The organism is Dyella acidiphila, from assembly GCF_014863405.1.
In the GTDB taxonomy this organism is placed as follows: domain Bacteria; phylum Pseudomonadota; class Gammaproteobacteria; order Xanthomonadales; family Rhodanobacteraceae; genus Dyella_B; species Dyella_B acidiphila.
The window spans coordinates 94,425-119,540 of record NZ_JACZZA010000009.1; the positions used below are offsets into that span (position 1 = coordinate 94,425).

Consider the following 25,116-nt stretch of genomic DNA (forward strand, 5'->3'; position numbering starts at 1 on the left):
AAAAGCCCTCCCTCGTGGAGGGCTTTTTTTGTTTCTGCGCAGGGCATCGCCGCGGTCGGCGAACTTTGCGTCGTGCTTGGGGTACATTGCAGGGCAGTCTCATTCGCAAGCCGACATGATCGAAACCGACAAGCTCACCAAGCGCTACGGCCATTTGACCGCGGTGGATGCGCTGAGCATCTATGCCGAACCGGGTCAGGTGCTTGGCCTGCTCGGGCCCAACGGGGCCGGCAAGACCAGTGCGATCCGCATGATTGCCGGTTTTCTTGCGCCGACCGCAGGCACTGCCCGCGTATGCGGATACGACGTACGCAAGGAACCGCTGAAGGCCAAGCGCGCGCTCGGCTATCTGCCGGAGGGTGCGCCGAGCTACGGCGAAATGACCGTGCGCGAATTCCTGATCTTCATCATGCGCATGCGCGGCCTGCGCTCCGACGTGGGCCGCCGCCGCTTCGACGAAGTGGTGGGCCGGCTGCAGCTTGAGGATGCCTTGAATGTCAGCGTCGACACCTTGTCCAAGGGCCTGCGCCGGCGCGTGGGCCTGGCGCAGGCGATCGTGCACGATCCGCCGGTGCTGATGCTCGATGAGCCCACCGACGGCCTCGATCCCAATCAGAAGCACACTGTGCGCCAGCTGATCGATGCGATGGCGCGCGAGCGCACCATCCTGATTTCCACTCATCTGCTGGAAGAAGTGCATGCCTTGTGCAATCGCGTGGTGATCATCGCGGGCGGCCGGCTGCGCGCCGACGCCACACCGGCCGAGCTCGAAGCACGCTCGCGTTATCACGGCGCGGTGTCGTTCAGCGCGGCGGGCAGCAGCCTGTCGCAGGAAATGCTCGGGCGTTTACCGCAGGTGGCGGGCATCGAAGTGGATCCGCTGGACGGGCGCGTAACGGTATTTCCCAAGCCGGGCGAGCACATTCTCGAACCGGTGGAATCCCTGTTGCGCCAGCAGGGCCTGGAGGTGTCCGAGATCCAGCTTGAGCGCGGACGCCTGGACGAAGTGTTCCGCCAGATCACGCTCGGCGCCGAAACGGAGGCGCCGCCTTGAGTCCGACCATCGCCGTGATGCGCCGCGAATTGCGCAGCTACTTTGTGACGCCGGTGGCGTATGTATTCCTGGTGATCTTCCTGGTGCTGGCCGGCATTCTCACTTTCTACGGCGGCGATTTTTACGACCGCGGCGTCGCCGACCTGCAGCCGTTTTTCGTGATGCATCCGTGGCTGTATCTGATCCTGGTGCCGGCGGTATCCATGCGCATGTGGGCCGAAGAGGCCAAGTCCGGCACGCTGGAACTGCTGCTCACCCTGCCGATGAATTTGTGGCAGGCGATGCTCGGCAAATTTTTCGCCGCATGGCTGTTTGTCGGGCTCGCCTTGCTGCTGACTTTCCCGATCTGGCTGACCGTCAACTACCTCGGCTCGCCGGACAACGGCATCATCGTTGCCGGCTATATCGGCAGCTGGCTGATGGCAGGTGCGTTCCTGGCCATCGGTGCCTGTCTTTCCACGCTGACCAGCAGCCAGGTGGTGGCCTTCATTCTTACCGCGGTGGTTTGCGTGCTGCTGATCCTGGTCGGGCAGTCCGAAGTGCTGGATTTCTTCCAGGGCGCGCTTCCGCGCAAGCTGGTCAACGGCGTGGCGCATCTGTCCATGCTGCGCCACTACGAAGCCATCGCGCGCGGCGTGCTGGATGTGCGCGACATTCTCTACTTCGTGCTCACCATTGCAGCCTGGCTCACCGCCGGCGTGCTGGTGCTCGACCTGAAGCGGAGTCATTGAACGATGGCGCGCTTTGTCTTGCGTCGACGCACCATCCTGCTGAGCGCCCTGGCGGCGCTGATCGTTGCGTATTGCAGCCTCACCCTGGTCACCAGCCGCTGGCTGGAGCCGGAGCGTTTCGATCTCACCGCCGACGGGCTCTATACGCTGTCGCCAGGTACGCGGCAGATCATCGACAACGTGCATCGGCCGCTGTGGCTGACGTTGTATTTCTCGCAGCACGCCACCAAGGATCTGCCGACCCTGCGCAGCTACGAGCAGCGCGTGGCTGAAATGCTGCAGGAAATGGTGGCCCGCTCGCACGGGCGCATCCATTTGCAGATTGTCGATCCGGTGCCTTATTCGGATGAAGAAGCCAGCGCCGAGGGCAACGGCCTCACCGCGATGAACGGTGGCAGCAACGGTGAGCGGATTTTCTTCGGCCTGGTCGGCGCCACCCGGCCGGCTTCCAGCGATGCGGGTCCGGATGCCGGTGCGGATGCTGCCGAGGACAGCGGCCCGAAGCTCGACGACCGCAGCCTGTCGATGCCCTTTTTCGATCCGCAGCGTGAGCCCTTCCTCGAATACGACATCGCCAAGCTGCTGTATCAGCTCAGCGAACCGCATAAGCCGCGCATCGGCGTGATGACCGATCTGCCGGTGATGGGCGATACGCTGCACGGCGCGCCGGCATGGGCGGTAATGCAACAGCTGCAGCAGCTGTTCGACGTGCAAGTGCTGGATGCGGGCAAGCTCAGGCAGATCGACAAGAGCATCCAGGTGCTGCTGCTGATCCATCCGAAGAATCTGTCGACCGATGCGCAGTACGCGCTGGACCAATATGTGCTCAGCGGCGGCCATCTGGCGGTATTCGTCGATCCGTTCGCCGAATCCGATCCGGCGCCGCTGGCGCAGGATTCGCTGGCCGGCACCAATAATCACAGCTCCAACCTGCCGCGCCTGTTTGCCGACTGGGGCGTGGCCTACAGCCCCGACCAGGTCGTGCTGGATCGCGCCCGCGCCTTGCCGATCGAGCTGGCGGGCGTGAATCTGGCGCATCCGGCCATGCTCGGCCTGGGCACGCAGGAGCTCAATCGCGATGACGTGCTGACCGCGAGCCTGCAGCGCGTCAACGTGTCTACCGCCGGTCATTTCGATCTGCTGCCGAATGCGACGACGCGCCTGATTCCGTTGCTACAAAGCAGTGCAGATGCCGAGATCGTGCCCACTCAGCGCGCGATCGATGCGATCAGCAATCCTTCCAGTCTGATGCAGGGCTATCAGCCGCAGAATCAGAACTACGTGATTGCGGCCCGCTTGCGCGGCCCGTTTGTCAGCGCCTTTCCGGAATTGGCCAGGCGGGCCGGCCACGTAGCGCAATCGCCAGCAAATGCGGAAGTGATTCTGGTGGCCGATACCGATCTGCTTACCGACCGCCTGTGGGTGGAAACGCAGAACTTCCTCGGTCAGCCGCTGCTCAATGCATTCGCCAACAACGGCGACTTCATCAACAACCTGGTCGACAATCTCAGCGGGTCGTCGGCGCTGCTGTCCATCCGCGGACGTTCCAGTTCGCAGCGTCCGTTCACGCGGGTGGAAGCCTTGCGGCATGCGGCCGACCGCAAGTTCCTGCAAAAGGAGCAGGAGCTGAAGAACGAACTGGCCGATACCAAGCAGCGGCTCAGCGAACTGCAGCCGGCCAAGGGCGAGCGCGATACCTCGACCAGCGCGGAGCAGAAGCGCGAGATCGAACAGTTCCTGCAGCGCCAGTTGGCGATCAGCAAGGAGCTGCGCGATCTGCAGCACCAGCTCAATGCGGAGATCGATGCGCTGGGCATGCGGCTGAAGGTGCTCAATATCGTGGTGCTGCCGGTGCTGATCACCATCCTGGGGCTGCTCTACGGCTGGCGGCGCACGCGCCGGAACCGGCGGCAGCGCTCGTGATGGTGGCGATATGCCGCAAGTGCGCGCCATGAAGTACCGCGTGGCCTGGACTAAGCTCAAAGCCGTCTGCGGTAGGGGGTAGCTCGGGCCGATGTTCGCCGGATTGCTGAAATGGATCGTTCCCTGGGAATTCTCGTGGGTGTTGCTAGCGAGTTTCCTGGTGACGTGCCTGCTGTACTGGCGCGGATGCCGCCGGCAAAAGGTCAGTGCGGCACGGCGGGTGGCGTTCTGGACCGGCATGGCGATCGTCTACCTGTGCCTGCACACCTATTTCGATTTCTATGCCGAGCATGAGTTTTTCATGCATCGCATCCAGCAATTGCTGCTGCATCATCTGGCGCCGCTGACCATCATGGCCTCGTATCCGGGCTCCGTATTGCGTGCGGGCCTGCCGCTGCGCTGGCGCGTGCATGCGCTGCGCCCGGCGCTGCGCAGCTGGCCGTGGCGCGTGATCAGCGCGGTGCTGCTCAATCCGGCGGTGGCCACGGTCTTGTTCGTCGCCTTCATCCTGATCTGGCTGATTCCGTCGATGCAGACGATGGCGATGCTCGACTGGCGCGTGTACCGCTTCATGAACTGGTCGATGATCCTCAGTGGCTTCGTCTACTGGTGGCTGGTGCTGGACCATCGCCCGCGTCCACCGGGCAGGATGATTCCCGGCCTGCGCGTGCTTTCGCCAGGCATCACCATGACGCCGCAGATTCTGGCGGGCGCGATCATCACGTTTTCCAAGGCCGATCTGTATCCGATCTTCGAGATCTGCGGCCGCGCCTTCAATTTCAATGTATTCACCGGCCAGCTGATCGGCGGCATCATCATCTGGGTGCCGGCGGCGACCATCGAGACCATCGGCGGCTTGCTGGCGATGCGCCAGTGGCTGCGGCTGTCGCGCAGCGGGCGCATTCGGCGGCAATCGCGCGCCAGGGCGGTTTCCGTCCAGGGAGCGGCCGGGGAAGCGTCGCCTCCTCACGGCGCCAATGCGGCCTGATTAGTCGGAACTGTGCACGAGCAGCAGCTCGCGTGCCGCGAAATGCGCTTCCGAGGGATAGCCAAAAGCATTGTTGATGTAGGTGATGCCGTCGATCGCAATTCGCCGATTGACATGGCTATGCCCGTAGATATGCAGGCCGCTGCCCAGCTGCCTGATCTGCGCATCCAGCTTGTAGGTGCCCAGAATCGGATAAAGCCGGCGATGCTTCTCGGGAATCCCTTCGGGCATCAGGTCGATGCGCGGCAGAAAGTGCGAGAACGTGATGACCTCGCTCGCGCCTTCCAGGTTGGCTGCAGCAGAGGACGGATTGCGTGCGATAAACCAGCGCGTGACGGCGTCCTCGTCGTAGCCATCCGGCCAGCGGCAGGCGCGGTAATCCGCCCAGGCGCCTTTGAGATAGTCATCAGGCGCACCGAAGGAATAGTCGTACCAGCTCAGCATGGGCACGATGGCCGTGCCGCCATGCCGATACGGCGTCATGCTTACACCGCGTTCCGTGGCAATGCGGCACACCGCGTCGAACTTCTCGAATGAATCCCGCATGCCTTCCCGGTGCACCCACAGGTCGTGATTGCCCGGCACGAACAGCACGTGGGAGAAACGGCGTGCCAGCGCTTCGAGCCCCTCGCCGAGCAGCGCAATGCGATCGGAGATATCGCCGCCGAGAATCAGGATGTCGCTGCGGTAGTCCTGCCGCGACAACTGTTCGACCCAGGCGCGGTTAGGCGCGTAGTCCAGATGCAGATCGGAGACGGCGAAGACGCGCATCAGCAGATTATTCGGGATCGGCGGCGTTGGCTGGGCGCAGCAGGAACGACACCGGCAGCTGGCTTCCATCCGCAAAGTCGAGCGTGATGTCGACCGTGTCGCCGGGCTTGAGCGGATGGCTGGGCTGCCCGAGCATGAGGTGATAGCCGGCAGGTGCGAGCGAAGCGGAGCCATGGGCGGGAATGCTCATCTGCGCGACCGCCGTCATGTTGTTCATGCCATGTGCGTCCATGCTGCTTTGATGCAGCATCACCGATGCGTAGACGGCGCTGTGTGCAGATACGAGCGTGGCTGCCGAGGCGCCGGCATTGTGCAGATTCACGTAACCGCTGGCGGGAAGATTGGCCGGCAGCAGCCGGATCCAGGCGTGGCTGGCGGTCACCTGACTGGACTGGGTTGCATGCAGATTCGCGATCGGCAGCATGCCGACGATCAACAGGATCAGCAGGCAACGCATGCTCATGTCCCGCTTCCCGTGTTCAACAGTAATTGCAGATCGTGCACCATCTTGTCCTGCGGATCGGTGGGCGTGGCCAGCAATCTGGCCTTGCCGTTCGCATCGAAAATATAGATGCCGGAGCTATGGCTCACCTCGTAGCTGCCGTCCGCCTTGCCGGGCTCGCGGGAGAACGCGGCGCGGTAGCGTTTCGTCAGCGCTTCAATCTCGGCGGCCGCGCCGGTAAGTCCGACTGCACGCGGATCGAAGGCCGCCACATAGGCATGCAGGATGGCCGGCGTGTCGCGGGTGGGATCGACGCTGACGAACAGAATGCGCACGTGGTCGGCTGCTGTGCCGAGTTTCTGCATCACGACGTGCAACTGCGCGAGGGTCAGCGGGCATACGTCAGGACAGTGCGTATAACCGAAATAGAGCAGGGCGATCTTGCCCCGGTAATCGGCGGCGGTAACGGCCTTGCCCTGATCGTCGGTAAGGCTCAGTGCGAGATCCGGCATATGTCCGGCGATGTCCGTCAGCTGCCAGGGCTGTGGGGACTCGTGCTGGCATGCCGCCAGCGACAGGCCTGCCGCAAGCATGATCGACAGGACGGCCAGGCGGGCCAAACGCGGACGCTTCATGCAAAAATCCTGTGGTGGGTCTGCGCAGCATACGCCACGTGTGCCGGCTGTCGTTCTTTTGCCTTGGGAAACGTTCTCTATGCGACAAGATGTCTCCGTTCGCAGTGGTCTGCTGGCCGGCGTGGCCGGCGCCAGCGCCGTACTGCTGGGTGCTTTCGGCGCGCATGGCTTGCGCGATGTGCTCGACGGGGCGCACCGCGAGCTGTGGCATACCGCGGTGGAATACCACTTCTGGCATGCGCTGGCGCTTGCAGTTGCGGTGGCATGGAGTCGTGGCAAGGCAGCGCGTGTGGCGGTGTGGGCGCTGGCCATCGGCATCGTGTTGTTCAGTGGCAGCTTGTACGGGCTGGCGTTGGGCGCACCGCGCTGGCTGGGTATCGTCACGCCGTTCGGCGGCGTGTCTTTCATGCTTGGCTGGCTGGCGCTGGGCTATTCGCTGAAGCGCGCAGACGAACGTCAATCGTCCTGATCGTCCGTCAGCGGCTTCGCCTTGCCTGATTTCAGGCGCCCGTTTTTATGCAGCGCCTCGCGCAGCACGTATTCGATTTGCGCATTGACACTGCGCAGCTCGTCGTCGGACCAGCGTTGCATCGCTTCCAGTACGACGGCGCTGATGCGCAGTGGGTAGGCTTTTTTTTCTGCGGCCATGCTGCGTTTAGTTGTACAACGTGCCCGTGTTGAGCACCGGTTGCGTGCCGCGTTCACCGCACAATACGACCAGCAAGTTGCTTACCATCGCCGCCTTGCGCTCCTCATCCAGTTCCACCACGCCTTCGGCGCGCAGCTTTTCCAGCGCCATCGCCACCATGCCGACTGCACCCTGCACGATGCGTTCGCGCGCGGCAACGATGGCACTGGCCTGTTGACGCTGCAACATGGCCTGGGCGATTTCCTGCGCATAAGCCAGGTGGCTGATGCGCGCTTCGGTCACTTGAACGCCGGCCTTGCCCAGGCGTGCCTGGATTTCATCGCGCAGATGATTGTTGATCTCCTCGCCATGGCTGCGCAGGGAAGGCTTGCCGTCTTCATGCCCGTCGTAGGGATAGCTTTGCGCCATCTGGCGCAGCGCAGACTCGCTCTGGATGTGCACGAAATTCTCGTAGTTGTCGACGCAGAACACGGCTTCGGCGGTATCCATCACCTGCCATACCACTACGGCGGCGATCTCGATCGGATTGCCGTCGCTGTCGTTGACCTTCAGCTTGCCGCTTTCGAAGTTGCGCACGCGCAGCGAAACGGGGCGGCGGCTGTAGAACGGATTGGTCCAGCGCAGGCCCTCCTGACGCACCGTGCCGGCATATTTGCCGAACAGCTGCTGCACTTGCGCCTCATTGGGCGCGACCTGGAAAAAGCCCTTGAGCGACCAGAGCGTAAGCAGGTGGATGATCACGCCCAGTACGCCCAGCGCGGAATACCCGCTGAGCGCTGCACCCCCCTCGCAGGCCAGGCCCAGCAGGGCCAGCAACAGGCAGACAAAAATGAAAGGAATCCCGGCTACCGAAAACCCAGCACGTTCGTTCATGGCGTTACCCTCCAGGTTGGCGAAATTAGATATCAAAGTGATATCTAATTCAAGTGCCCGGTCCAAAGGGTAGGCAGCCGCGGCACAGAGTGCTCCGCGGCGGCCTGTTCTACAGGTCTTGAGCAGTACGGGGACGGCTTACCGGCGGCTGCCGTCGACCATGCCGCCGCTATAGGAGCGGTTGTACAGCTCTTCGAACGTGTGTACCGAATCGATCTGGATGGTGCCCAGCTCGTTGGTGGCATTGAACAGATGCCAGGGATTGCCGTCACTGCTGTCCAGCGCGATATGGCCGGTGTCGAAGCGAGTGGCGGCAGGATCGAAGCTGTGCCAACGATCCTTGAGCCAGGCGATGACCCAGGCATGCGGTACGAATACCCTGGATTTGCTGCCGTAGCGATTGGTGTAGATCATCCCGATCACCACGCGTGCCGGGATGCCTTTGGCACGCGCCATGGCGGCGAGCAAGACGGCCGATTCCACACAATCGCCTTTGCGGTCGCGCGCCACTTCCAGTGCCGAGGCGTAGCCGATATCCACGCCTTGCTGCGAAAGGTAGCGGTTGACGAAGGAGTTCAAGTTGCCCATCACGTGCTGCGGGCTGTTCGCATTGCCGGCCGCGGTAGTGGCCAGTTCGCGTATGGCCGGCAGGTCCGACTGCAGCCAGGCGTTGGGGGCGGTATCGGCGGGGGTCGGCGGGTCGCGGTCGTCGAGGGTGCTGCGAAATACGTTGACCTGCCAATTGCCATCGCCCAGGTCGGCGACGGTCTGCTCGTCGGTATTGATAAAGGGATGGATAACGCTTTTATTGCTGACATGTACGCGATAGCTGAGAAAATCGCTGAGCATGTCGGGCGTCAGCAGACGCGGCGAGTCGATCAGGGCCGAGTCCATCATGTCCAGGCTTTCGCTCGGCGCAGCTGCACAGGCCTGATTGCAGGCGACCAGATCCAGCGGCCGTCCCAGCATCGACAGCGAACCTTTGCGCAGATTGCCCTGGGCGTCCAGCCAGAGGTCGACTACTTGCGTGCCGCGCGGGCCGCGCAGTGTTTCGCGCTGATGGTTCAAGGTCTCCACATGGCCGAGCAGGTTCACCTGCTCGGTACCGATCACGTCCACGTCCAATTTCATCGCTTGCTGGCTGGCCTGGTTGTAGGCGAGCAAGTTGTAGCGTTGCCCCGGATGCTGGCTGGCGGCCAGCATGGCCATGCGCTGTCCTTCCACCAGCAGGGCGCCAGCCGGCCAGCCGGTGACGATCTGGCGCGTGTCGCCGCCCACCGAAGTGACCAGCTGCAGCTGTCCATCCGGCTGCATGGTGCCGGCGATATCCGTCTCGTTGGCCGACATGGTGGTGGTCATGCCGAAACTGAGCGGCTTGCCGTCGACCGTTTCCACGCTGCGGCTGGTGTTGGTGTAAGGCACCGTCCTGCCGTTGCGTTTGACGTCCATCAGCAGGGTCTGCGTGGTGATCACCACGTCCCCTGCGCGCTGGCGCTGGATTTCCTCCTGGCCGATCTTGCGGCCGTTGAGCATGACCGTCATCCAGGTAGTGGTGGATGAAGGCACGGTTGTATCCGGCGACGCCTGGCCGGAGGCAAGGCACAACGTCGGCACCAGCAAAAGCGGGGCGATCCAGCTGCGCATAAGTCTCACCGATGGGGGACGGAGACGGAAGTAAGTGGATACCTGCTTTAGACGGCCGTCAATCTGCGGTGCGACAACGCCCAAGCGGTAGAATGTTCGCTTTACTGGAGAACGTAATGAAGCCATTTGGCACCCCCTGTTCCAAGCATGCCATGAAGATCCTGTTATTGGGTTCGGGCGAACTGGGCAAGGAGGTAGCCATCGAGCTGCAGCGGTACGCGGTGGAGGTCGTGGCCGTGGACCGCTATGCGCAGGCCCCGGCCATGCAGGTGGCGCACCGCAGCCACGTGATCGACATGCTCGACGGGGCCGCATTGCGCCACCTGATCGAACAGGAACAGCCCGACCTGGTCGTGCCGGAAATCGAGGCCATCCATACCCCCACCCTGGTGGAGCTGGAGAAAGAAGGGCTCAAGGTGGTGCCGACCGCGCGGGCCGCCTGGCTCACCATGAATCGCGAGGGTATCCGCCGGCTGGCCGCCGAAGAACTGGGCCTGCCGACCTCGCCCTATCGCTTTTGCGATGACGAGGCGCAATACCGCGAGGCGGTTGCCGCCATCGGCTACCCGTTCGTGATCAAGCCGGTGATGAGTTCGTCGGGCAAGGGCCAAAGCGTGGTGCGCGAGGCCTCCGAGCTGCAGGCGGCCTGGGACTATGCCCAGTCCGGCGGACGGGCCGGCAAAGGCCGGGTGATCGTCGAGGGCTTTGTGCCGTTCGACTATGAAATCACCTTGCTGACCGTGCGGCACAAGGATGGCACCAGCTTTTGCGAGCCGATCGGGCATCGGCAGGAAGACGGCGATTATCGCGAGTCGTGGCAGCCGCAGCCGATGAGCGCCGCGGCGCTGACCGAAGCGCAGCGGCAGGCTGAGGCGATCACTGCCGGCCTGGGTGGCTGGGGCGTATTCGGGGTGGAGTTTTTCGTGCAGGGCGATACGGTGATCTTTTCCGAGGTCAGCCCGCGTCCGCACGACACCGGACTGGTAACGCTCATTTCGCAGGAGCTTTCCGAATTCGCCCTGCATGCGCGGGCGATCCTCGGGCTGCCGATTCCGCTGATCCGCCAACTGGGTCCTTCTGCATCCTGCGCCGTGCTGGTGGAAGGCGAGGGCAGTGTGCCGCGCTACTTCGGCATTGAGCAGGCGCTGGCCGAGCCGGATACGCAATTGCGCATTTTCGGCAAGCCGGAAGTGAAAGGGCGCCGTCGCATGGCCGTAACCCTGGCGCGCGATATAGATGTCGAAGCGGCCAAGGCCAAGGCGATTCGCGCGGCCAGACTGATTCGCACGGAACTGTAAAATCGAGCGGTGTTGCTATCGCAGTCCGGGGGTCGAGGCTTTCGGGCAAGTGCAAACCTACAGTGGAGAATAAGGATGGAATCGGCAGGTTTTTCGCATTGGCTGGTGGTGCTGGTGGAAACCTTCGCACTGTTGTTTGTGCTGCTGCTGGCGATCGTCATCCTGGTGGTGCTGGTGGTGTGGGTGCTGGATCGCAATCAGACGCACAATTCTGTTTTGCGCAATTACCCGGTCATCGGTCACTTCCGCTACTGGTTCCTGCATCTGGGCGAATTCTTCCGCCAGTACCTGTATTCCAGCGACCGCGAAGAATTGCCGTTCAATCGCGCGCAGCGCATGTGGGTCTATCGCGCGGCGAAGAATTCGGAGAACACCAACTCTTTCGGCTCCACCCGCGACCTGCGCGGCGAAGGCGTGCCGTTCTTCGTCAATGCGGCATTCCCTGCGTTGGGCGATCACCACGTGGAACCGAAGCCGGTGCGCATCGGGCCGTTCGCGCGCGAGCCGTATGACCACGCATCGTTCTTCAATATTTCGGCGATGAGCTTCGGTGCCTTGTCGGCGCCGGCAGTGCGCGCGCTTTCGTTCGGCGCGGCCAAGGCCGGCATCTGGATGGATACCGGCGAGGGCGGCCTGGCGCCGTATCACCTGGAAGGCGGCTGCGACATCGTGTTCGAGATCGGCACCGCCAAGTACGGCGTGCGTACGCCGGACGGCAAGCTGGACGACGAGAAACTGCTGGCGATCAGTGCGCACAAGCAGGTGAAGATGATCAGCATCAAGCTCGGGCAGGGGGCCAAGCCCGGCATGGGCGGCCTGCTGCCGGCGGCCAAGGTCACGCCGGAAATCGCGGCCATCCGCGGCATTCCGGTGGGCCAGGATTCGCAAAGCCCGAACCGCCATCTCGACATCGGCAATGTGCAGCAGTTGCTGGATTCGGTTGTGCACATCCGCCGCCTCACCGGCAAGCCGACCGGCTTCAAGGCAGTGTTCGGCGGCATGGAATGGATCGAGGAACTCTGCGCCGAGATCAGGCAGCGCGGCATCGAGAGCGCGCCGGATTTCATCATCGTGGACGGTTCCGAAGGCGGCACCGGCGCCGCACCGCAGACCTTGATGGAAGGTGTGGGCCTGCCCTTGCACGAAGCCTTGCCGGCGCTGGTCAACACCTTGATCGAGCAGGGCGTGCGCGATCGCATCAAGGTGATCTGCTCAGGCAAATGCATTACCGCCTATGACGTGGCCTGGGCCTTGTCGATGGGCGCGGATTTCGTCAATTCGGCGCGCGGCTTCATGCTGGCGCTGGGCTGCATCCAATCGCTGCAGTGCAATCGCAACACCTGTCCCACCGGCATCACTACCCAGAATGCGCGCCTGCAGCGTGGCCTGGTGGTGACCGACAAGAGCGAGCGCGTTGCGCACTACGCGCAGAACGTGATGCATGAAGTGGGCATCATTGCGCACAGCTGTGGCGTGGACGATCCGCGTGAACTGGATCGCACGCATTGCCGCGTGGTGGGCGACGACGGCATCTCGGTGCCGCTGATCAAGCTGTTCCCGTATCCGAAGGGAACGCTGGCGCAGGAGGCCTGATGCCGGCCTGCGCGGTCGGCTGCCGCTATGTCTGCGGCATGTCGACCCAGCCGTCCGCGGTGCGTATCTGCAGCGGGCGGAAGCGGCGCTTGTAGTCCATCTTGGAATGGTTTTCGATCCAGAAGCCCAGATACACCCACGGTATGCCCCGGCGGCGGGCCAGCGCCACCTGCTGCAGGATCGCAAAAGTACCCAGGCTGCGTTCCTGCTCGTCCGGGTCGTAAAACGTGTAGACGGCTGAAATGCCGCTGGCGCAGATATCGGTCACGGCCACCGCAAGCAGGCGTTCGCCCAAGTGCAATTCCAGGAACACCGTGGGACTCCACGGCGCGGTCAGGAAACGGCGGAAATCGCTGGCCTCGGCTTCGTCCATGCCGCCGCCGGGGTGGCGCGTGCGCAGATAGCGCGAGTACAGCGCATGGCGTTCGCTGTTGTAGCCGGCCATGCGCTCGCTGACTTTCAGGTCGGCATTGCGCTTCAGGCACCGGCGCTGTGCGCGGTCCGGTTTGAAATTCGCCACGTCGATGCGGCACGGCGTGCAGGCATGACAGTTGGGGCAATGCGGGAAATACAGATGGCCGCCGGCGCGGCGAAAGCCATGATCGAGGGCGGCGCCATACAGCCGATCCAGTTGCGGAGCGGCTGGGTCGATCACCAGATTCTGTGCCGTGCGCCCGGCGAAATACCCGCAGGCGTGCGGCAAGGTCTGGAACAGGCGGACGTGATCGGAGCGCATGGGGCGATTCTATGACCGCCGCCGGCTGCCGTGGCAAGCGATTTCAGAGCACGTGCAGGTAGTGCAGTGCCAGCACCATGAACACGCCCAGGATCGCCAGCAGGGCGATTCGCCGGACTCGCGCCACCGTGTGCTCGCGCCGCGTGTACATGGCCTGCACGGGATTGCGCTCGGCAGCCAGTTCCTCGCTGTAGCGGACGACCGGCTCGATGCCGAGCTGGCGCAGCAATTCGCGCGCCTTGGTGTAATCGTCGGCGCGGTTCACCCACACCTGCGGCCAGCTGTCGCGATTATCGCGGCGCTGCGAGTAGCTGAAGCGCTGATAGGTCGGACGGTTCCAGTTGGAACGATTGGTGATCGTGGTCTCGACACCGTTTTCGGCCATGTAGGCCGCAACACGGTCGATGTTTTCCTGGCGGGGCGAGCTGTAGATCTGGCGCATGCGGCCAGTTTAGCAGGCTGCACCGCAGGCACTTCGCGCAAACCGGAAGCACCGGCGGTCGCATGCCGTGGGGCTCAGCCTTCGCTGCGCAGCCGGATCAGGCCTTCCTGCGCGGTAGAGGCCACCAACTGGCCCTCGCGGCTGAAGATCTGTCCACGCGCCAGGCCGCGGGCGCCCTGGGCGGTGGGGCTGTCGAAGGAGTACAGCAGCCACTCGTCCACCCGGAAGGGGCGATGGAACCACAGCGCGTGGTCCAGGCTGGCCATCTGGATATTGTGGGTGAGATAGGAAATGCCGTGCGGCAGGGTGGCGGTGCCGATCAGGTGGAAATCCGAGGCATACGCCAGCAGGGCGCGGTGCAATACCGCCGAGTCGCTGACCGGGGCGGTAAGGCGGAACCAGATGTGCTGGATCGGCGGCCGCTTGGCCGGATGCATTTCGTCGCGCGGCCAGACCTGGCGGAACTCGAACGGCCCGTCATTGCCTAGCCAGCGCTGCAGTTTCACCGGCAGGCGCGCCAGTTCTTCCGCAGGTACGTGATGCATCGGCTCCACGTCTTCCGGTGCCGGCACTTCTGGCATGGAGGATTGGTGCTCCACGCCTTTTTCCGGAACCTGGAACGAAATCGCCCCATTCAGGATCGGCTGGCCGTGCTGGATCGCCACTACCCGGCGGGAAGAAAACGAGCCACCGTCGCGGGCGCGCTCGACGCTGTAGACAATCGGTGCGTCGATATCGCCAGCGCGCAGGAAATAGGCGTGCAGCGAATGGGCTTCGCGCGAGGGATCCACCGTCTGCTGGGCCGCGGCCAGTGCCTGCCCGAGTACCTGTCCGCCGAATACGAAGCGCGTGCCGATATCGCGGCTCTGGCCGCGGAAGAGATTGTCTTCCAGCCGTTCAAGCTGCAGCAGCTCGACCAATTCTTTGACGTGCGTATCCCGCATTGCGGCCAATTCTCCGGGCATAAGACCGTCGATTATAGCGGGGCGGCGGCGCCTGTCCGTTGCAGGCCGCTGTCCCGGAGCACTTCGGCCCAGGGAAACTGCGGTCCGGGATCGAGCTTGCGCGGCACTTGCTTGCCCGGATCGTCGCTGGCCGGCACGCGGGCGGTATCCAGGTCCTCGTGGCCGGCAATCTCGTGCAGGTTGGGGAATTCCACGCGCAACTGCGCCAGCAGTGCGCGCAAGGCGGCGATCTGCGCGGCTGTGTAGGGTTCGGTCATGGTCTGCCGGCGCGAGTCGAACCAGTCGGGGTAGCGCCCCCGATTGACCAGCTCGATACCGATCGACGGCGGGTTGTAGCCGCGCACGTGGTTGGCGACCCGGGTGCCGGGCACATACCGGTATACCGCGCCGTCCCGGTCGATGTAGTAGTGGCCGCTATTACCGGCGCCGCTTTCATACAGCACCTTCTCGCCGTATTCGCGGGCGGTGGCCAGATCCGGCAATTCGGTGCAATGGATGACCACCAGGGTGACCGCACTGGCCGGGCGCTCCGGCAGCTTGGCGACGTAAGGCAGCGGTTGGTCGTGGATGGTCAGCGCAGGCATGCGGGCAGTCTTGCATAAGCGGGAAGAGGGATGGATAGCGCGGGGAGCGACAGACAGATCTTGCGCTCGCATCCCCCTCATTCTGGAGACTTCTCACACGGCAACAGGGCTATCATGCGCGTCCTGTTGTGCGCTCAAGGAGGCCCTCATGCCCGGACACGTCATACTCTCCCACGGTTCGGATACCGGTCCGGATGCGACCAAGGTCAGCATGTTGGCTCAGGTCGCCGAGGCGATGGGTTGGAGCACCGAGCGCCCGGACTATCGCCAGGACGATGCCCTGGGCCATGCCGGCTCGGTGGCGCCGCGGATCGCCCGGCTGCATGAGCGGATTGCCGCAAGTTCCACGCCGCCGGTATTGGTCGGCTCGAGCATGGGTGCATTCGTCTCGGGCCTGGCGTCGCTCGAGCAGCCGGTGGCCGGCCTGTTCCTGCTGGCCACGCCATCGCTGATCCCGGATAGCGATTTCGCCTTCGATCTGCGCGAGGACGTGCCCACCTTGCTGATCCACGGGTGGCAGGACGAGGTCTGCCCGCTGGATGAGATCTATGAATTCGCCCGCCGCCGTTACCTGCCGCTGCTGGTGCTGGACGACGATCACCGCCTGAGCGGGCATGTCGACGAACTCGGCCGGCAGTTCGGCTTTTTCCTGGAACAACTGGCCAAGCGCGCTTGAACAACTTTTTTGCAACCTGCCCCAAGGGCCTCGAATATTTGCTGCGCGATGAACTGATCGCGCTGGGCGGCAGCGATGTGCACGAGGCGCTCGCCGGTGTGCGTTTTTCGGGCACGCTCGAAACCGCCTATCGCGCCTGCCTGTGGTCGCGCCTGGCCAGCCGCATTCTGTTGCCGATCGCCGAGTTCGAAGCCGCTTCCGACGATGCCTTGTACGCAGGTGTGCAGGCGATCGACTGGTCGCAGCATCTGGCGCAGCACGCCACCCTTGCGGTGGATGCCAATACCGCACAGAGCAAAATGGCGCACAGCCAGTTCCTGGCCCAGCGCGTAAAAGACGCGGTGGTCGACCAGTTCCGCCAGCGCGGGCAGGAACGCCCCGGCGTGGATACGGAGGAGCCGGATGTACGCATCAATCTGCGCCTGCGGCGCGATCGCGCTACCGTCTCGATCGACTTGGCGGGCGCGCCGCTGCACCGTCGTGGCTGGCGCGAACAACAAGGCGACGCACCACTGAAGGAAAATCTCGCCGCCGCCATGCTGCTGCGCGCAGGCTGGCCGGCGGTGTATGCCGAAGGCGGCGGCCTGCTCGATCCGATGTGCGGTTCCGGCACGCTGCTGATCGAAGGCGCGCTGATGGTGGCCGACGTGGCACCTGGCTTGCGTCGCACCTATTACGGATTTCTGGGCTGGCAGCAGCACGATATTGCGCTCTGGCGCCAGCTGCTGGACGAGGCGCGCCAGCGCGCCGATGCCGGTCTGCCGGCGCTGCGCAGCTGCTTCTTCGGCTCCGATGCCGATCCACGCATGGTGCAGACCGCCAAGCGCAACGCGCAGGAAGCCGGCGTGGCCGGCTTCTTTACCCTCGATCGGCACGATGCCTTGCACGTGACGCCGCCACCGGGCTTCGCCAACGGCCTGGTGATTACCAATCCACCCTATGGTGAACGCCTCGGCGATCGCGAGACCTTGCCCAAGTTCTATCGAACCTTGGGCGAACTCTTGCGCGACCGCTTTACCGGCTGGCGCGCCGCCATCCTCGCTGGCGATGCGGAGCTTGGGCGTGCCACCACCTTGCGCCCGGAAAAGAAATACACGCTCTACAACGGCGCCCTCGAAACCGTGCTGCTGATTTTCGAGCTGCGCGCGCGCGACGAGACGCCGCGCGAAAAGCCGCCGCTGTCCGCCGGCGCGCAGATGCTGAAAAACCGGCTGGACAAGAATGTCCGGCATTTGCGCAAGCGCCTGGAGCGCGAAGGCATTCATGCCTGGCGGGCATACGATCAGGATCTGCCCGAATACGCGGCGGCCATCGATGTCTACACCGATACGGCCGGCGCCACCCATCTGCATATCCAGGAATACCGCGCCCCCGCGGATATCCCCGAAGATGTGGCGCGCACCCGCATGCGCGAGATCGCACGCGTGGCCGGCGAAACCTTCGAGGTGCCGCGCACGCGCATTGCCGTGAAAACGCGCGAACGCGGCAAGGGCGGCTCGAAATACGGGCAGTTCGATCAGCGCGGCGAATTTATCGAAGTGGAAGAGGGCGGCCTGCAGTTCCTGGTGAATCTCTACGATTATCTGGATACCGGCCTATTCCTCGACCACCGCCTGGTTCGTGCGAAGTTGCGCGAGCTGGCGAACGGGCGGCGCTTCCTGAACCTGTTTGCCTATACCGCCACCGCCAGTGTCTACGCGGCAGCCGGCGGCGCGCGCGATACCACCACGGTCGATCTTTCCGGCACCTATCTTGAATGGGCATCGCGGAATCTTGCGCTGAATGGGTTCACCGGCGCACACCACCGGCTGGTGCAGTCCGATGCATTCGACTTCCTGCGGCACGCGCGCGAGCGGTACGGGCTGATCTACGTCGATCCGCCGACCTTCTCCAATTCCAAACGTGCCGACGATTTCGACGTGCAGCGCGACCACGCCAAACTGCTGCTGGCTTGCGCCGATCATCTCAATAGCGATGGCGTGATCTTGTTTTCCAACAACTTCCGCCGCTTCACGCTCGACCGGGAAGCCCTGGAAGAGCGGCTCACGATCGAGAATTGGGGCGCTGCCAGCATCCCGTTCGATTTCGCCCGCCGCGCCAATATTCATGACTGCTGGCTGCTGCGTTTGAAGGGGGCGGCGGGGGCGGCTGAGGGCGGGTTAAATCCGTGGGACAACGCCCGCGTAAAGAAGTAAACCCTTCAGTACAGATTAAGCGCGCGAGGACGACCATAATTCCCATCTTGACGGAGGTGTGTCATGTCCAAACGTAATGTCGGCAAGTTCGTTGCAATCGGCCTGGCTCTCGCCGCGGCCGCGGCTTTGCCGGTAGGCGCATCCGCCCACGGCTGGGGCGGCGGTCCGGGTTGGCACGGCGGTTATGGTTATCACGGTGGTTATTACCGCGGTGGCGGTTGCTGCTATCGCGGTGGTTACTGGAGCGGTGGCCGCTGGATCGCTGGCGCGATCGTGGGTGGTGCAGTGGCAGGCCTCGTCGCCGGTGCCGTAGCGGGTCCGCCGGTTTATTACGCACCGCCGCCGGCCGTGGTTTATGCGCCGGGCACGGTGGTCTACCAGGCCGCGCCGCCGCCGGTGGTCACCACGGTGATCACGTCCGATCCTTACCAGACCCGCTACATCGGTCCGGCATACTGATCAAGGCGTAGATGATGAAAGAGCCCGGCTTGCGCCGGGCTCTTTTTTTGTCCAATTAGTTCATGGTGTCTTGCTGGGCTGTTGCGAGGTAATGCTGTGGTACTTCGCCTTGGTCCGCAGGTCGTTGAACGTGGCCTGGTCGATCAGGCTCAAGGACTGGATGGCACACGCGGGTTGATAACGGGCACGTACTTTTTCGCCCACCGCGCCGCAGATGCGGTCCGGTTGGATGGCCCTGTCCCCCGAGCTGCCGATGAACATCAGGCCCGGGTTGCCGATGCCCAGCTTCTGGCAATCGGCCTGCAGCTTCACCAGGTAGCGCTGGTAAGGACCGGCCTGCACGATCACGGTCCTGGGGTCGACGATATGCCATTCGTTGATCTGGCTGACGCGCAGGCAGTCGTTGTTGGGCAAGGGCGTCCGGGGTGGCGTGGATGATTGCGCCCACGCCAGTCCCGCATTTGCTGCAAAGGCAAAAAACAGCACTGCCGAAATGACTGGTCTCATAAAGGTCACCTCTTGGCTGCGTTGATGCGCTGCGGCGATACGGGTACCGCAGCAGCCATATTCCCGCCATGCTCGGATCACATAATATGAACGATGCTTGCGGCATGGTGAAGACTATGATCGTCCGCTGGTTCATGCTCCACAAGATGTATCGCACCATCTCCATCCGGCTAGTGCCAGTGTCATGACCGCGTCGACATTTGCCGTGCGCAGGGAAGACCGCCTTGCGCGCTTTATGCGTATTCGCCGCCAGACGCTTGCGCTGTGCGCGGGCCTCAGCGCCGAAGATCTGATGGTGCAGTCCATGCCCGATGCCAGTCCCGGCAAATGGCATATGGCACATCCCACCTGGTTCTTCGAGTTGTTTGTGCTGGGTCACGATCCGGCCTATCGGCCGCCGAATCCAGAGTGGCATTACCAGTTCAATTCTTACTATCAGTCGGTGGGTCCGATGCACGCGCGGCCGCAGCGCGGCCTGCTTTCGCGTCCCTCGCTGGAAGAAGTGCGCGATTACCGCGCGCGCGTGGACGAGGCAGTCGGCGAGCTGATCGAGCGGGGCATCGATGATGAACTGGCGGCGCGGATCGAACTCGGTTTGCAACACGAGCAGCAACATCAGGAGCTGTTGCTGACCGATCTGAAGCACGCGTTCTGGAGTCAGCCTTTGCATCCGGTCTATCGGGAGGCGGTAGCCGCGGTAGCGGCCAGCCCGTCCGTGCCGATGCGATTTCTGCCAGGCCGCGAAGGCGCGGTGGAGATCGGGCATCGCGGGCGCGAGCACTTTGCCTATGACAACGAGACGCCACGTCACCGCACTTGGCTGTCGCCACATGCCTTGGCCAACCGGCTGATCACCAACAGCGAATATCTGGCCTTTGTGCGCGACGGTGGTTATCGCGACCCTGGCTTGTGGCTGTCGGATGGCTGGGCGACGGTGCAGCACGAGCAGTGGCAGCGACCGTTGTACTGGCAGGAAGATCTGGCCACCGAATTCACGCTGTCGGGCCTGCGCGAACTCGATCCGCAGGCGCCGGTATGCCACATCAGTTATTTCGAGGCCGACGCCTTCGCCCGTTGGGCCGGTGCGCGCCTGCCCACTGAAGCGGAATGGGAAGATGCGGCGGCATCGCTGCGTGCGATCGGCAACTTCCAGGAAAGTCAGCAGTTCCATCCCCGTGCCGCAACGGGCGGCGAGGGTCTGCAGCAGATGTATGGCGACGTGTGGGAATGGACCGCTTCGCCTTATGTGAGCTATCCCGGCTTCAAGCCTTTGCCCGGTGCGCTTGGCGAATACAACGGCAAGTTCATGAATGGGCAGTGGGTATTGCGCGGTGGCTCGTGTGCCACGCCACAAGACCATATTCGTGCCAGTTATCGCAATTTCTTTCCGCCCCATGCCCGCTGGCAGTTTGCGGGCATCCGATTGGGACAGGACCGATGAATGTTCAAGCCTATGCCGTACGTGACGAGCAGCGCCCGCCCGACAATCAGCTGCTGCAGGTAGTCCAGCGCGGATTGCGTTCGCAGCCCAAGCGGCTGCCGTCCTGGCTGTTCTACGATGATCATGGCTCGGCGCTGTTCGAACAGATCTGCGAACAGCCTGAGTATTATTTGACGCGCGCGGAAATCGCTCTGCTCGATGCGCATGCGAGCGAGATCGGCGAGGTGCTGGGACCGGATGTGCGGCTGGTGGAATACGGCAGCGGCCATGCGATCAAGACGCGATTGTTGCTGGGGCACCTCAGCGCACCGGTGGCGTGGGTGCCGATCGAACTGTCGACCGATGCGTTGCGGCAAAGCATGCAGCGCATGGAAGAATATCTCCCCACATTGCCGATCCAGCCGCTGCCGGTCGATTTCACGCGACCGCTGCGCCTGCCGGTCCCGCCGCGTGCGCCACGCCGTACCGTGGTGTATTTCCCGGGCTCTACCATTGGCAATTTCGATGAGCGCGAAGCGGCGCAGCTGCTGCGCAAGATGCGCAGCGAAATGGGCGATAACGGCGGCATTCTGGTGGGCGTGGATCTGAAGAAGGACAGGTCGATCCTGGAGGCTGCGTATAACGACGCTGCCGGCATCACCTCAGCCTTTACGCTGAACATGCTGACCCGCTTGAATCGCGAGCTTGGATGCAATTTCGAGCTTGGTGCGTTCCGCCATCGTGCGCACTACAACGCCATGGCCGGGCGTATCGAAACGCATATTCTCAGCAATCGCGAACAGCGCGTGCGCGTGGGGCGGCTGCAGGTGCTGTTCCGCGAAGAAGAAGCGATGCTGGTGGAATACAGCTGCAAGTATTCGCTGGATGACTTCGCTGCGCTGGCAGCCGTGGCTGGCTTGGCGGTGCAGCAAGTATGGCTGGATCCGCAAGGGATGTTCAGCCTGCAATACCTGGTACGCGGCAGTTCCGCCGCCTAACGGCAAGGTAGGTTGGGTTACCTCGGACTTGATCCGGGGGTAGCCCAACCTATCCAATCTACGCGGCTTTGCGTGCGCCCAGCTTGGTCAGAATCTCTTCCGCCGTGCGAATACGCTCGCTGGCACCAGGCAATTCAAGATTTACTTTCAGCTTGTCCTGCCCATCCAGTTTATAGACGCGCGGATAGTTCTGAATAAGCCGGATGATGGCCATCGGATCGATCTCGGGCTTGTCGCGGAAGGTGACGCGGCCGCCATTGGCGCCGAAATCGAGTTTGCGGATGCCCAGCGGCGTAGCCATCAGTTTCAGACTGGCGATGGCGAACAGCTGCTTGACCGGATCCGGCAGCAGTCCGAAGCGGTCGATCATTTCCACTTGCAGTTCGCGCAGCGATTCCTCGTCGCGCGCACTGGCGATGCGCTTGTACAGGGTCAGGCGCGTATGCACGTCGGGCAGATAATCGTCGGGGATCAGCGCCGGCAGGTGCAGTTCCACTTCGGTTTCGTGTTCGCTGCTGAGGTCGAAATCCGGCACCTTGCCGGACTTCAGCGCGCGCACCGCGCGTTCCAGCAGTTCGGTATACAGGCCGAAGCCGATTTCCTGGATCTGGCCGGATTGCTCGTCGCCGAGCAGCTCGCCCGCGCCGCGAATTTCCAGGTCGTGCGTGGCAAGCGTAAAGCCCGCGCCAAGTTCTTCCAGCGAAGCCAGCGCTTCCAGGCGCTTCTCTGCATCGGCCGTAATGGCTTTGCGATCAGGCACGATCAGGTAGGCATAGGCGCGATGGTGCGAACGGCCGACGCGGCCGCGCAGCTGATGCAGCTGCGCCAGGCCGAAGCGGTCGGCGCGGTCGATGATGATGGTGTTGGCGGTGGGGATATCGATGCCGGTCTCGATAATGGTGGTGCATACCAGCACGTTGTAGCGTTGGCGGTGGAAGTCCGCCATCACCTGTTCCAGCTCACGCTCCGGCATCTGGCCGTGCGCGATACCGATGCGCGCATCGGGAACCAGTTCCTGCACTTCGCGCGCGGTGCGCTCGATGCTTTCCACTTCGTTGTGCAGGAAATACACCTGGCCGCCGCGCTGCAGCTCGCGCTGGAAGGCTTCGCGGATCAGCGCCGGCTCCCAGGCGGAGATAAAGGTGCGCACGGCCATGCGGTGCGCCGGCGGCGTAGTGATCAGCGACAGGTCGCGCAGGCCGCTCATCGCCATGTTCAGCGTGCGCGGGATCGGCGTGGCGGTCATGGTCAGCAAGTCCACTTCGGCGCGCAGCTTTTTTAGCTGCTCTTTCTGGCGCACGCCGAAGCGCTGTTCTTCGTCGACGATGACCAGGCCCAGCTGCTTGAACTTGATATCCGGCTGCAGCAGCTTGTGCGTGCCGACAATCACGTCGATCTGGCCATCGGCCAATCGCTTGAGCGCTTCGTTCACTTCCTTGGTGGAGCGGAAGCGCGACAGCACATCCACGCGCACCGGCCAGTCGGCGAAGCGGTCGGCAAAATTGCGGTAATGCTGCTGGGCGAGCAGGGTGGTCGGCACCAGTACGGCGACCTGCTTGCCGGCGGTGGCCGCGGCAAAGGCCGCACGCAGCGCGACTTCGGTTTTGCCGAAGCCGACGTCGCCGCAAATCACGCGATCCATCGCGCGCGGCGCGGCCAGGTCGCCGAGCACGGCGTCGATGGCCAGCTGCTGATCGGGTGTTTCCTCGAACGGGAAGCTGCTGCCGAATTCTTCCACCAGCTGGCGGTCGATCGGCAGCGATTCGCCGCCGCGGGCTTCACGCTGCGCATAGATGGCCAGCAGTTCGGCGGCCACGTCGCGTACTTTCTCGGCGGCCCTCTTGCGCGCGCGCTCCCAGGCGTCGCCGCCCAGCGAATGCAGCGGCGCCAGTTCCGGCGCGGTGCCGGAGTAGCGGCTGACCAGCCCCAATTGCGCCACCGGCACATACAGCTTGTCGCCCTTGGCGTATTCGATGGTGAGGAACTCGCCGGCCATGCCGCCGAGCTCCATCGATACCAGGCCTTGATAGCGGCCCACACCATGATCCACGTGCACGATCGGCGAACCCACCGACAGCTCGGTGAGATCGCGGATGATGGTGTCCGGATCGCGCGCTGCGCCGCGTCGGCGACGACGCTCGGTACGCACACGCTCGCCGAACAGCTCGCGCTCGGTCAGCACGGTGATCGCCGGCTTGGTCAGCGCGAAACCCTGTTCGAGCGGCGCGATGGTGATCGTCAGTGCTCGCGTGTCGGCCAGGAAGCCCTGCCAGCCGTCGACGTTCTGCGGCTTCAGTCCGGCGGTTGCCAGTTGCTCGAGCAAGGCTTCGCGGCGGCCGGCGGAATCGGCGGCGATAAGTACGCGACCCGGATAATTTTCGATGAAATGGCGCAGCGACGTGCCCGGTTCCTCGCCCTTGCGATTGAGCGGCAGTTCCGGCGCAGGTTGCGTGCCGGCGGCCACGGCATGCTCATGGCCGCTGGGGACCACTTCCACCCGCAACCGCTTGTTCCATTGCTCGCGCAGCTGTTCCGGCGATAGATACAGCTCCGCTGGCGGCAGCACCGGCCGCTCGATGTCGTGCGCGCGCTGGTCGTAGCGCTCGGCCGTCTGCGTCCAGAATTGGTCGGCCGCTTCGCTGGCGCCTTCGCCCAGCACGAACAGGGCATCGTCGGCCAGATAGTCGAACAGCGTCGCCGTCTGTTCGAAGAACAGCGGCAGGTAGTATTCGATGCCACCCGGCGTGACGCCTTCCTTCATGTCCTGGTACAGCGGACAGCGGCGCACATCGATCGGAAAGCGTTCGCGCAGGCGATTGCGGAACACCTTGGCCGCCTCGTCGGTGACCGGGAATTCGCGCGCCGGCAGCAGCTCCACTTTTTCCACCTGCTGCTGCGAGCGTTGCGTTTCCGGATCGAAGCTGCGGATCGATTCCACCTCGTCGTCGAACAACTCGATACGGTACGGTTCGCGCGCACCCATCGGGAAAATGTCGATCAAAGCGCCGCGTACGGCGAAATCGCCCGGCTCGCCCACTTGCGGCACATGCCGGTAGCCGGCCGCTTCCAGCCGGCGCTGTTCGACGGCCAGGTCCAGTTTCTGTCCCTTGCGCAGCATCAAGCCGGAGCCGGTGATGTGCGTGCGCGGCGCAATGCGCTGCATCAGCGTGGCGGCCGACACCACCAGTACGCCGCGCTTGACGGCGGGCAACTGGTACAGCGTGGCGATGCGCTGCGAAACGATATCCGGATGCGGACTGAAGACGTCGTAGGGGAGGGTTTCCCAATCGGGGAAATGCAGCACCGGCAGCGATCCGGCAAAGATCCGCAATTCGTCTTCCAGGGCATGGGCGCGCTGGGTGTCCCGGGTTACCACTACCAGCAGGCCGCTATGCGACTGCGCGGCTTGGGCAACCAGCAGGGCGCGCGCTGAACCATGTGGCGGGGTCCAGTAGCGGCGCTGCTTGGGGGTGGTGGGAAGGGGCGGGTGACTGATCGAAGTGGGCATGGGAACGCTGCATAGGGAGGCGCAG

At 63.5% G+C, this 25,116-nt stretch carries 24 protein-coding genes; 12 read left to right on the forward strand and 12 right to left on the reverse strand.

Going from position 1 to position 25,116, the window contains the following annotated elements; translation table 11 throughout:
• Positions 1–115 precede the first annotated feature (115 nt).
• The 4 genes from IGX34_RS14920 (at position 116) to IGX34_RS14935 (ending at position 4,696) form a co-directional block, all read left to right on the forward strand.
• Entirely contained in the window at positions 116–1,054 is a 939-nt protein-coding gene (locus tag IGX34_RS14920; protein WP_192556518.1) for an ABC transporter ATP-binding protein, read from the forward strand.
• Positions 1,051–1,785: an ABC transporter permease subunit gene (locus tag IGX34_RS14925; RefSeq protein ID WP_192556519.1), complete on the forward strand. Its 735-nt coding sequence runs from the start codon at positions 1,051–1,053 to the stop codon at positions 1,783–1,785. Before IGX34_RS14920 ends, IGX34_RS14925 begins: the two co-directional genes overlap by 4 nt.
• A gap of 3 nt (positions 1,786–1,788) precedes the next feature.
• Complete coding sequence (locus IGX34_RS14930; RefSeq protein ID WP_192556520.1) at positions 1,789–3,708, forward strand: GldG family protein; 1,920 nt, start codon at positions 1,789–1,791, stop codon at positions 3,706–3,708.
• 91 nt (positions 3,709–3,799) lie between these two features.
• Positions 3,800–4,696, forward strand: a complete 897-nt coding sequence (locus IGX34_RS14935; RefSeq protein ID WP_192556521.1) for a cytochrome c oxidase assembly protein — start codon at positions 3,800–3,802, stop codon at positions 4,694–4,696.
• On the opposite strand, the gene IGX34_RS14940 is transcribed toward IGX34_RS14935, so the two are convergent.
• The 3 genes from IGX34_RS14940 to IGX34_RS14950 are packed head-to-tail and all read right to left on the reverse strand — an operon-like array spanning position 4,697 to position 6,544.
• Complete coding sequence (locus IGX34_RS14940) at positions 4,697–5,467, reverse strand: metallophosphoesterase (protein WP_192556522.1); 771 nt, start codon at positions 5,465–5,467, stop codon at positions 4,697–4,699.
• A gap of 7 nt (positions 5,468–5,474) precedes the next feature.
• Positions 5,475–5,930, reverse strand: coding sequence for a copper chaperone PCu(A)C (locus IGX34_RS14945; protein ID WP_192556523.1), 456 nt, complete (start codon positions 5,928–5,930; stop codon positions 5,475–5,477).
• Complete coding sequence (locus tag IGX34_RS14950; RefSeq protein ID WP_192556524.1) at positions 5,927–6,544, reverse strand: SCO family protein; 618 nt, start codon at positions 6,542–6,544, stop codon at positions 5,927–5,929. The genes IGX34_RS14945 and IGX34_RS14950 overlap by 4 nt, the downstream gene beginning before the upstream one ends.
• 79 nt (positions 6,545–6,623) lie before the next feature.
• Between IGX34_RS14950 and IGX34_RS14955 the strand changes: the two genes are divergently transcribed.
• The gene (locus tag IGX34_RS14955; RefSeq protein ID WP_192556525.1) at positions 6,624–7,013 is read left to right on the forward strand and encodes a DUF423 domain-containing protein; all 390 of its coding nucleotides are present in this window, start codon (positions 6,624–6,626) and stop codon (positions 7,011–7,013) included.
• Here the strand turns inward: IGX34_RS14955 and IGX34_RS14960 are convergent.
• The 3 genes from IGX34_RS14960 to IGX34_RS14970 form a co-directional block, all read right to left on the reverse strand.
• The gene (locus tag IGX34_RS14960) at positions 7,001–7,192 is read right to left on the reverse strand and encodes a type II toxin-antitoxin system antitoxin (protein WP_192556526.1); all 192 of its coding nucleotides are present in this window, start codon (positions 7,190–7,192) and stop codon (positions 7,001–7,003) included. The genes IGX34_RS14955 and IGX34_RS14960 overlap by 13 nt on opposite strands.
• 7 nt (positions 7,193–7,199) lie before the next feature.
• Positions 7,200–8,066 (reverse strand): SPFH domain-containing protein, encoded by an 867-nt coding sequence (locus IGX34_RS14965; RefSeq protein WP_192556527.1) that lies wholly within the window; start codon positions 8,064–8,066, stop codon positions 7,200–7,202.
• A 138-nt stretch (positions 8,067–8,204) separates the two neighbouring features.
• Positions 8,205–9,710, reverse strand: coding sequence for a transglutaminase-like domain-containing protein (locus IGX34_RS14970; protein ID WP_192556528.1), 1,506 nt, complete (start codon positions 9,708–9,710; stop codon positions 8,205–8,207).
• Positions 9,711–9,826: 116 nt separating this feature from the next.
• Between IGX34_RS14970 and purT the strand changes: the two genes are divergently transcribed.
• Positions 9,827–11,008: a formate-dependent phosphoribosylglycinamide formyltransferase gene (gene purT, locus IGX34_RS14975; RefSeq protein WP_192556529.1), complete on the forward strand. Its 1,182-nt coding sequence runs from the start codon at positions 9,827–9,829 to the stop codon at positions 11,006–11,008.
• A 75-nt stretch (positions 11,009–11,083) separates the two neighbouring features.
• Positions 11,084–12,601, forward strand: coding sequence for an FMN-binding glutamate synthase family protein (locus IGX34_RS14980; RefSeq protein WP_192556530.1), 1,518 nt, complete (start codon positions 11,084–11,086; stop codon positions 12,599–12,601).
• Positions 12,602–12,626: 25 nt separating this feature from the next.
• Here IGX34_RS14980 and IGX34_RS14985 read toward each other — a convergent pair whose 3' ends face one another.
• From IGX34_RS14985 to IGX34_RS15000, 4 genes are all read right to left on the reverse strand, one after another.
• Positions 12,627–13,337 (reverse strand): arginyltransferase, encoded by a 711-nt coding sequence (locus IGX34_RS14985; RefSeq protein ID WP_192556531.1) that lies wholly within the window; start codon positions 13,335–13,337, stop codon positions 12,627–12,629.
• A gap of 43 nt (positions 13,338–13,380) precedes the next feature.
• Complete coding sequence (locus IGX34_RS14990) at positions 13,381–13,779, reverse strand: hypothetical protein (protein WP_192556532.1); 399 nt, start codon at positions 13,777–13,779, stop codon at positions 13,381–13,383.
• Between the two features lie 74 nt (positions 13,780–13,853).
• Positions 13,854–14,723 carry an acyl-CoA thioesterase gene (locus tag IGX34_RS14995; protein ID WP_192556533.1) on the reverse strand — a complete coding sequence of 290 codons (870 nt, stop codon included), beginning with the start codon at positions 14,721–14,723 and terminating at the stop codon, positions 13,854–13,856.
• 32 nt (positions 14,724–14,755) lie between these two features.
• A complete protein-coding gene (locus IGX34_RS15000) occupies positions 14,756–15,328 on the reverse strand; it encodes an N-acetylmuramoyl-L-alanine amidase (protein WP_192556534.1) in 573 nt (190 codons plus the stop codon).
• A 148-nt stretch (positions 15,329–15,476) separates the two neighbouring features.
• Between IGX34_RS15000 and IGX34_RS15005 the strand changes: the two genes are divergently transcribed.
• The 3 genes from IGX34_RS15005 to IGX34_RS15015 all read left to right on the forward strand — a co-directional run bounded on the left by IGX34_RS15005 (position 15,477) and on the right by IGX34_RS15015 (position 18,658).
• Entirely contained in the window at positions 15,477–16,004 is a 528-nt protein-coding gene (locus IGX34_RS15005; RefSeq protein WP_192556535.1) for an alpha/beta hydrolase, read from the forward strand.
• Entirely contained in the window at positions 16,001–18,199 is a 2,199-nt protein-coding gene (rlmKL, locus tag IGX34_RS15010; protein WP_192556536.1) for a bifunctional 23S rRNA (guanine(2069)-N(7))-methyltransferase RlmK/23S rRNA (guanine(2445)-N(2))-methyltransferase RlmL, read from the forward strand. The genes IGX34_RS15005 and rlmKL overlap by 4 nt, the downstream gene beginning before the upstream one ends.
• 63 nt (positions 18,200–18,262) lie before the next feature.
• Complete coding sequence (locus IGX34_RS15015; protein ID WP_192556537.1) at positions 18,263–18,658, forward strand: hypothetical protein; 396 nt, start codon at positions 18,263–18,265, stop codon at positions 18,656–18,658.
• Positions 18,659–18,718: 60 nt separating this feature from the next.
• Here IGX34_RS15015 and IGX34_RS15020 read toward each other — a convergent pair whose 3' ends face one another.
• A complete protein-coding gene (locus tag IGX34_RS15020; protein WP_192556538.1) occupies positions 18,719–19,165 on the reverse strand; it encodes a DUF6491 family protein in 447 nt (148 codons plus the stop codon).
• 184 nt (positions 19,166–19,349) lie between these two features.
• Between IGX34_RS15020 and egtB the strand changes: the two genes are divergently transcribed.
• On the forward strand, positions 19,350–20,606 hold the full coding sequence (egtB, locus tag IGX34_RS15025; RefSeq protein ID WP_192556539.1) for an ergothioneine biosynthesis protein EgtB: 1,257 nt from the start codon (positions 19,350–19,352) through the stop codon (positions 20,604–20,606).
• The gene (egtD, locus tag IGX34_RS15030; protein WP_192556540.1) at positions 20,603–21,583 is read left to right on the forward strand and encodes an L-histidine N(alpha)-methyltransferase; all 981 of its coding nucleotides are present in this window, start codon (positions 20,603–20,605) and stop codon (positions 21,581–21,583) included. The genes egtB and egtD overlap by 4 nt, the downstream gene beginning before the upstream one ends.
• A 58-nt stretch (positions 21,584–21,641) precedes the next feature.
• On the opposite strand, the gene mfd is transcribed toward egtD, so the two are convergent.
• A complete protein-coding gene (gene mfd, locus IGX34_RS15035) occupies positions 21,642–25,091 on the reverse strand; it encodes a transcription-repair coupling factor (RefSeq protein ID WP_192556541.1) in 3,450 nt (1,149 codons plus the stop codon).
• Positions 25,092–25,116 lie beyond the last annotated feature (25 nt).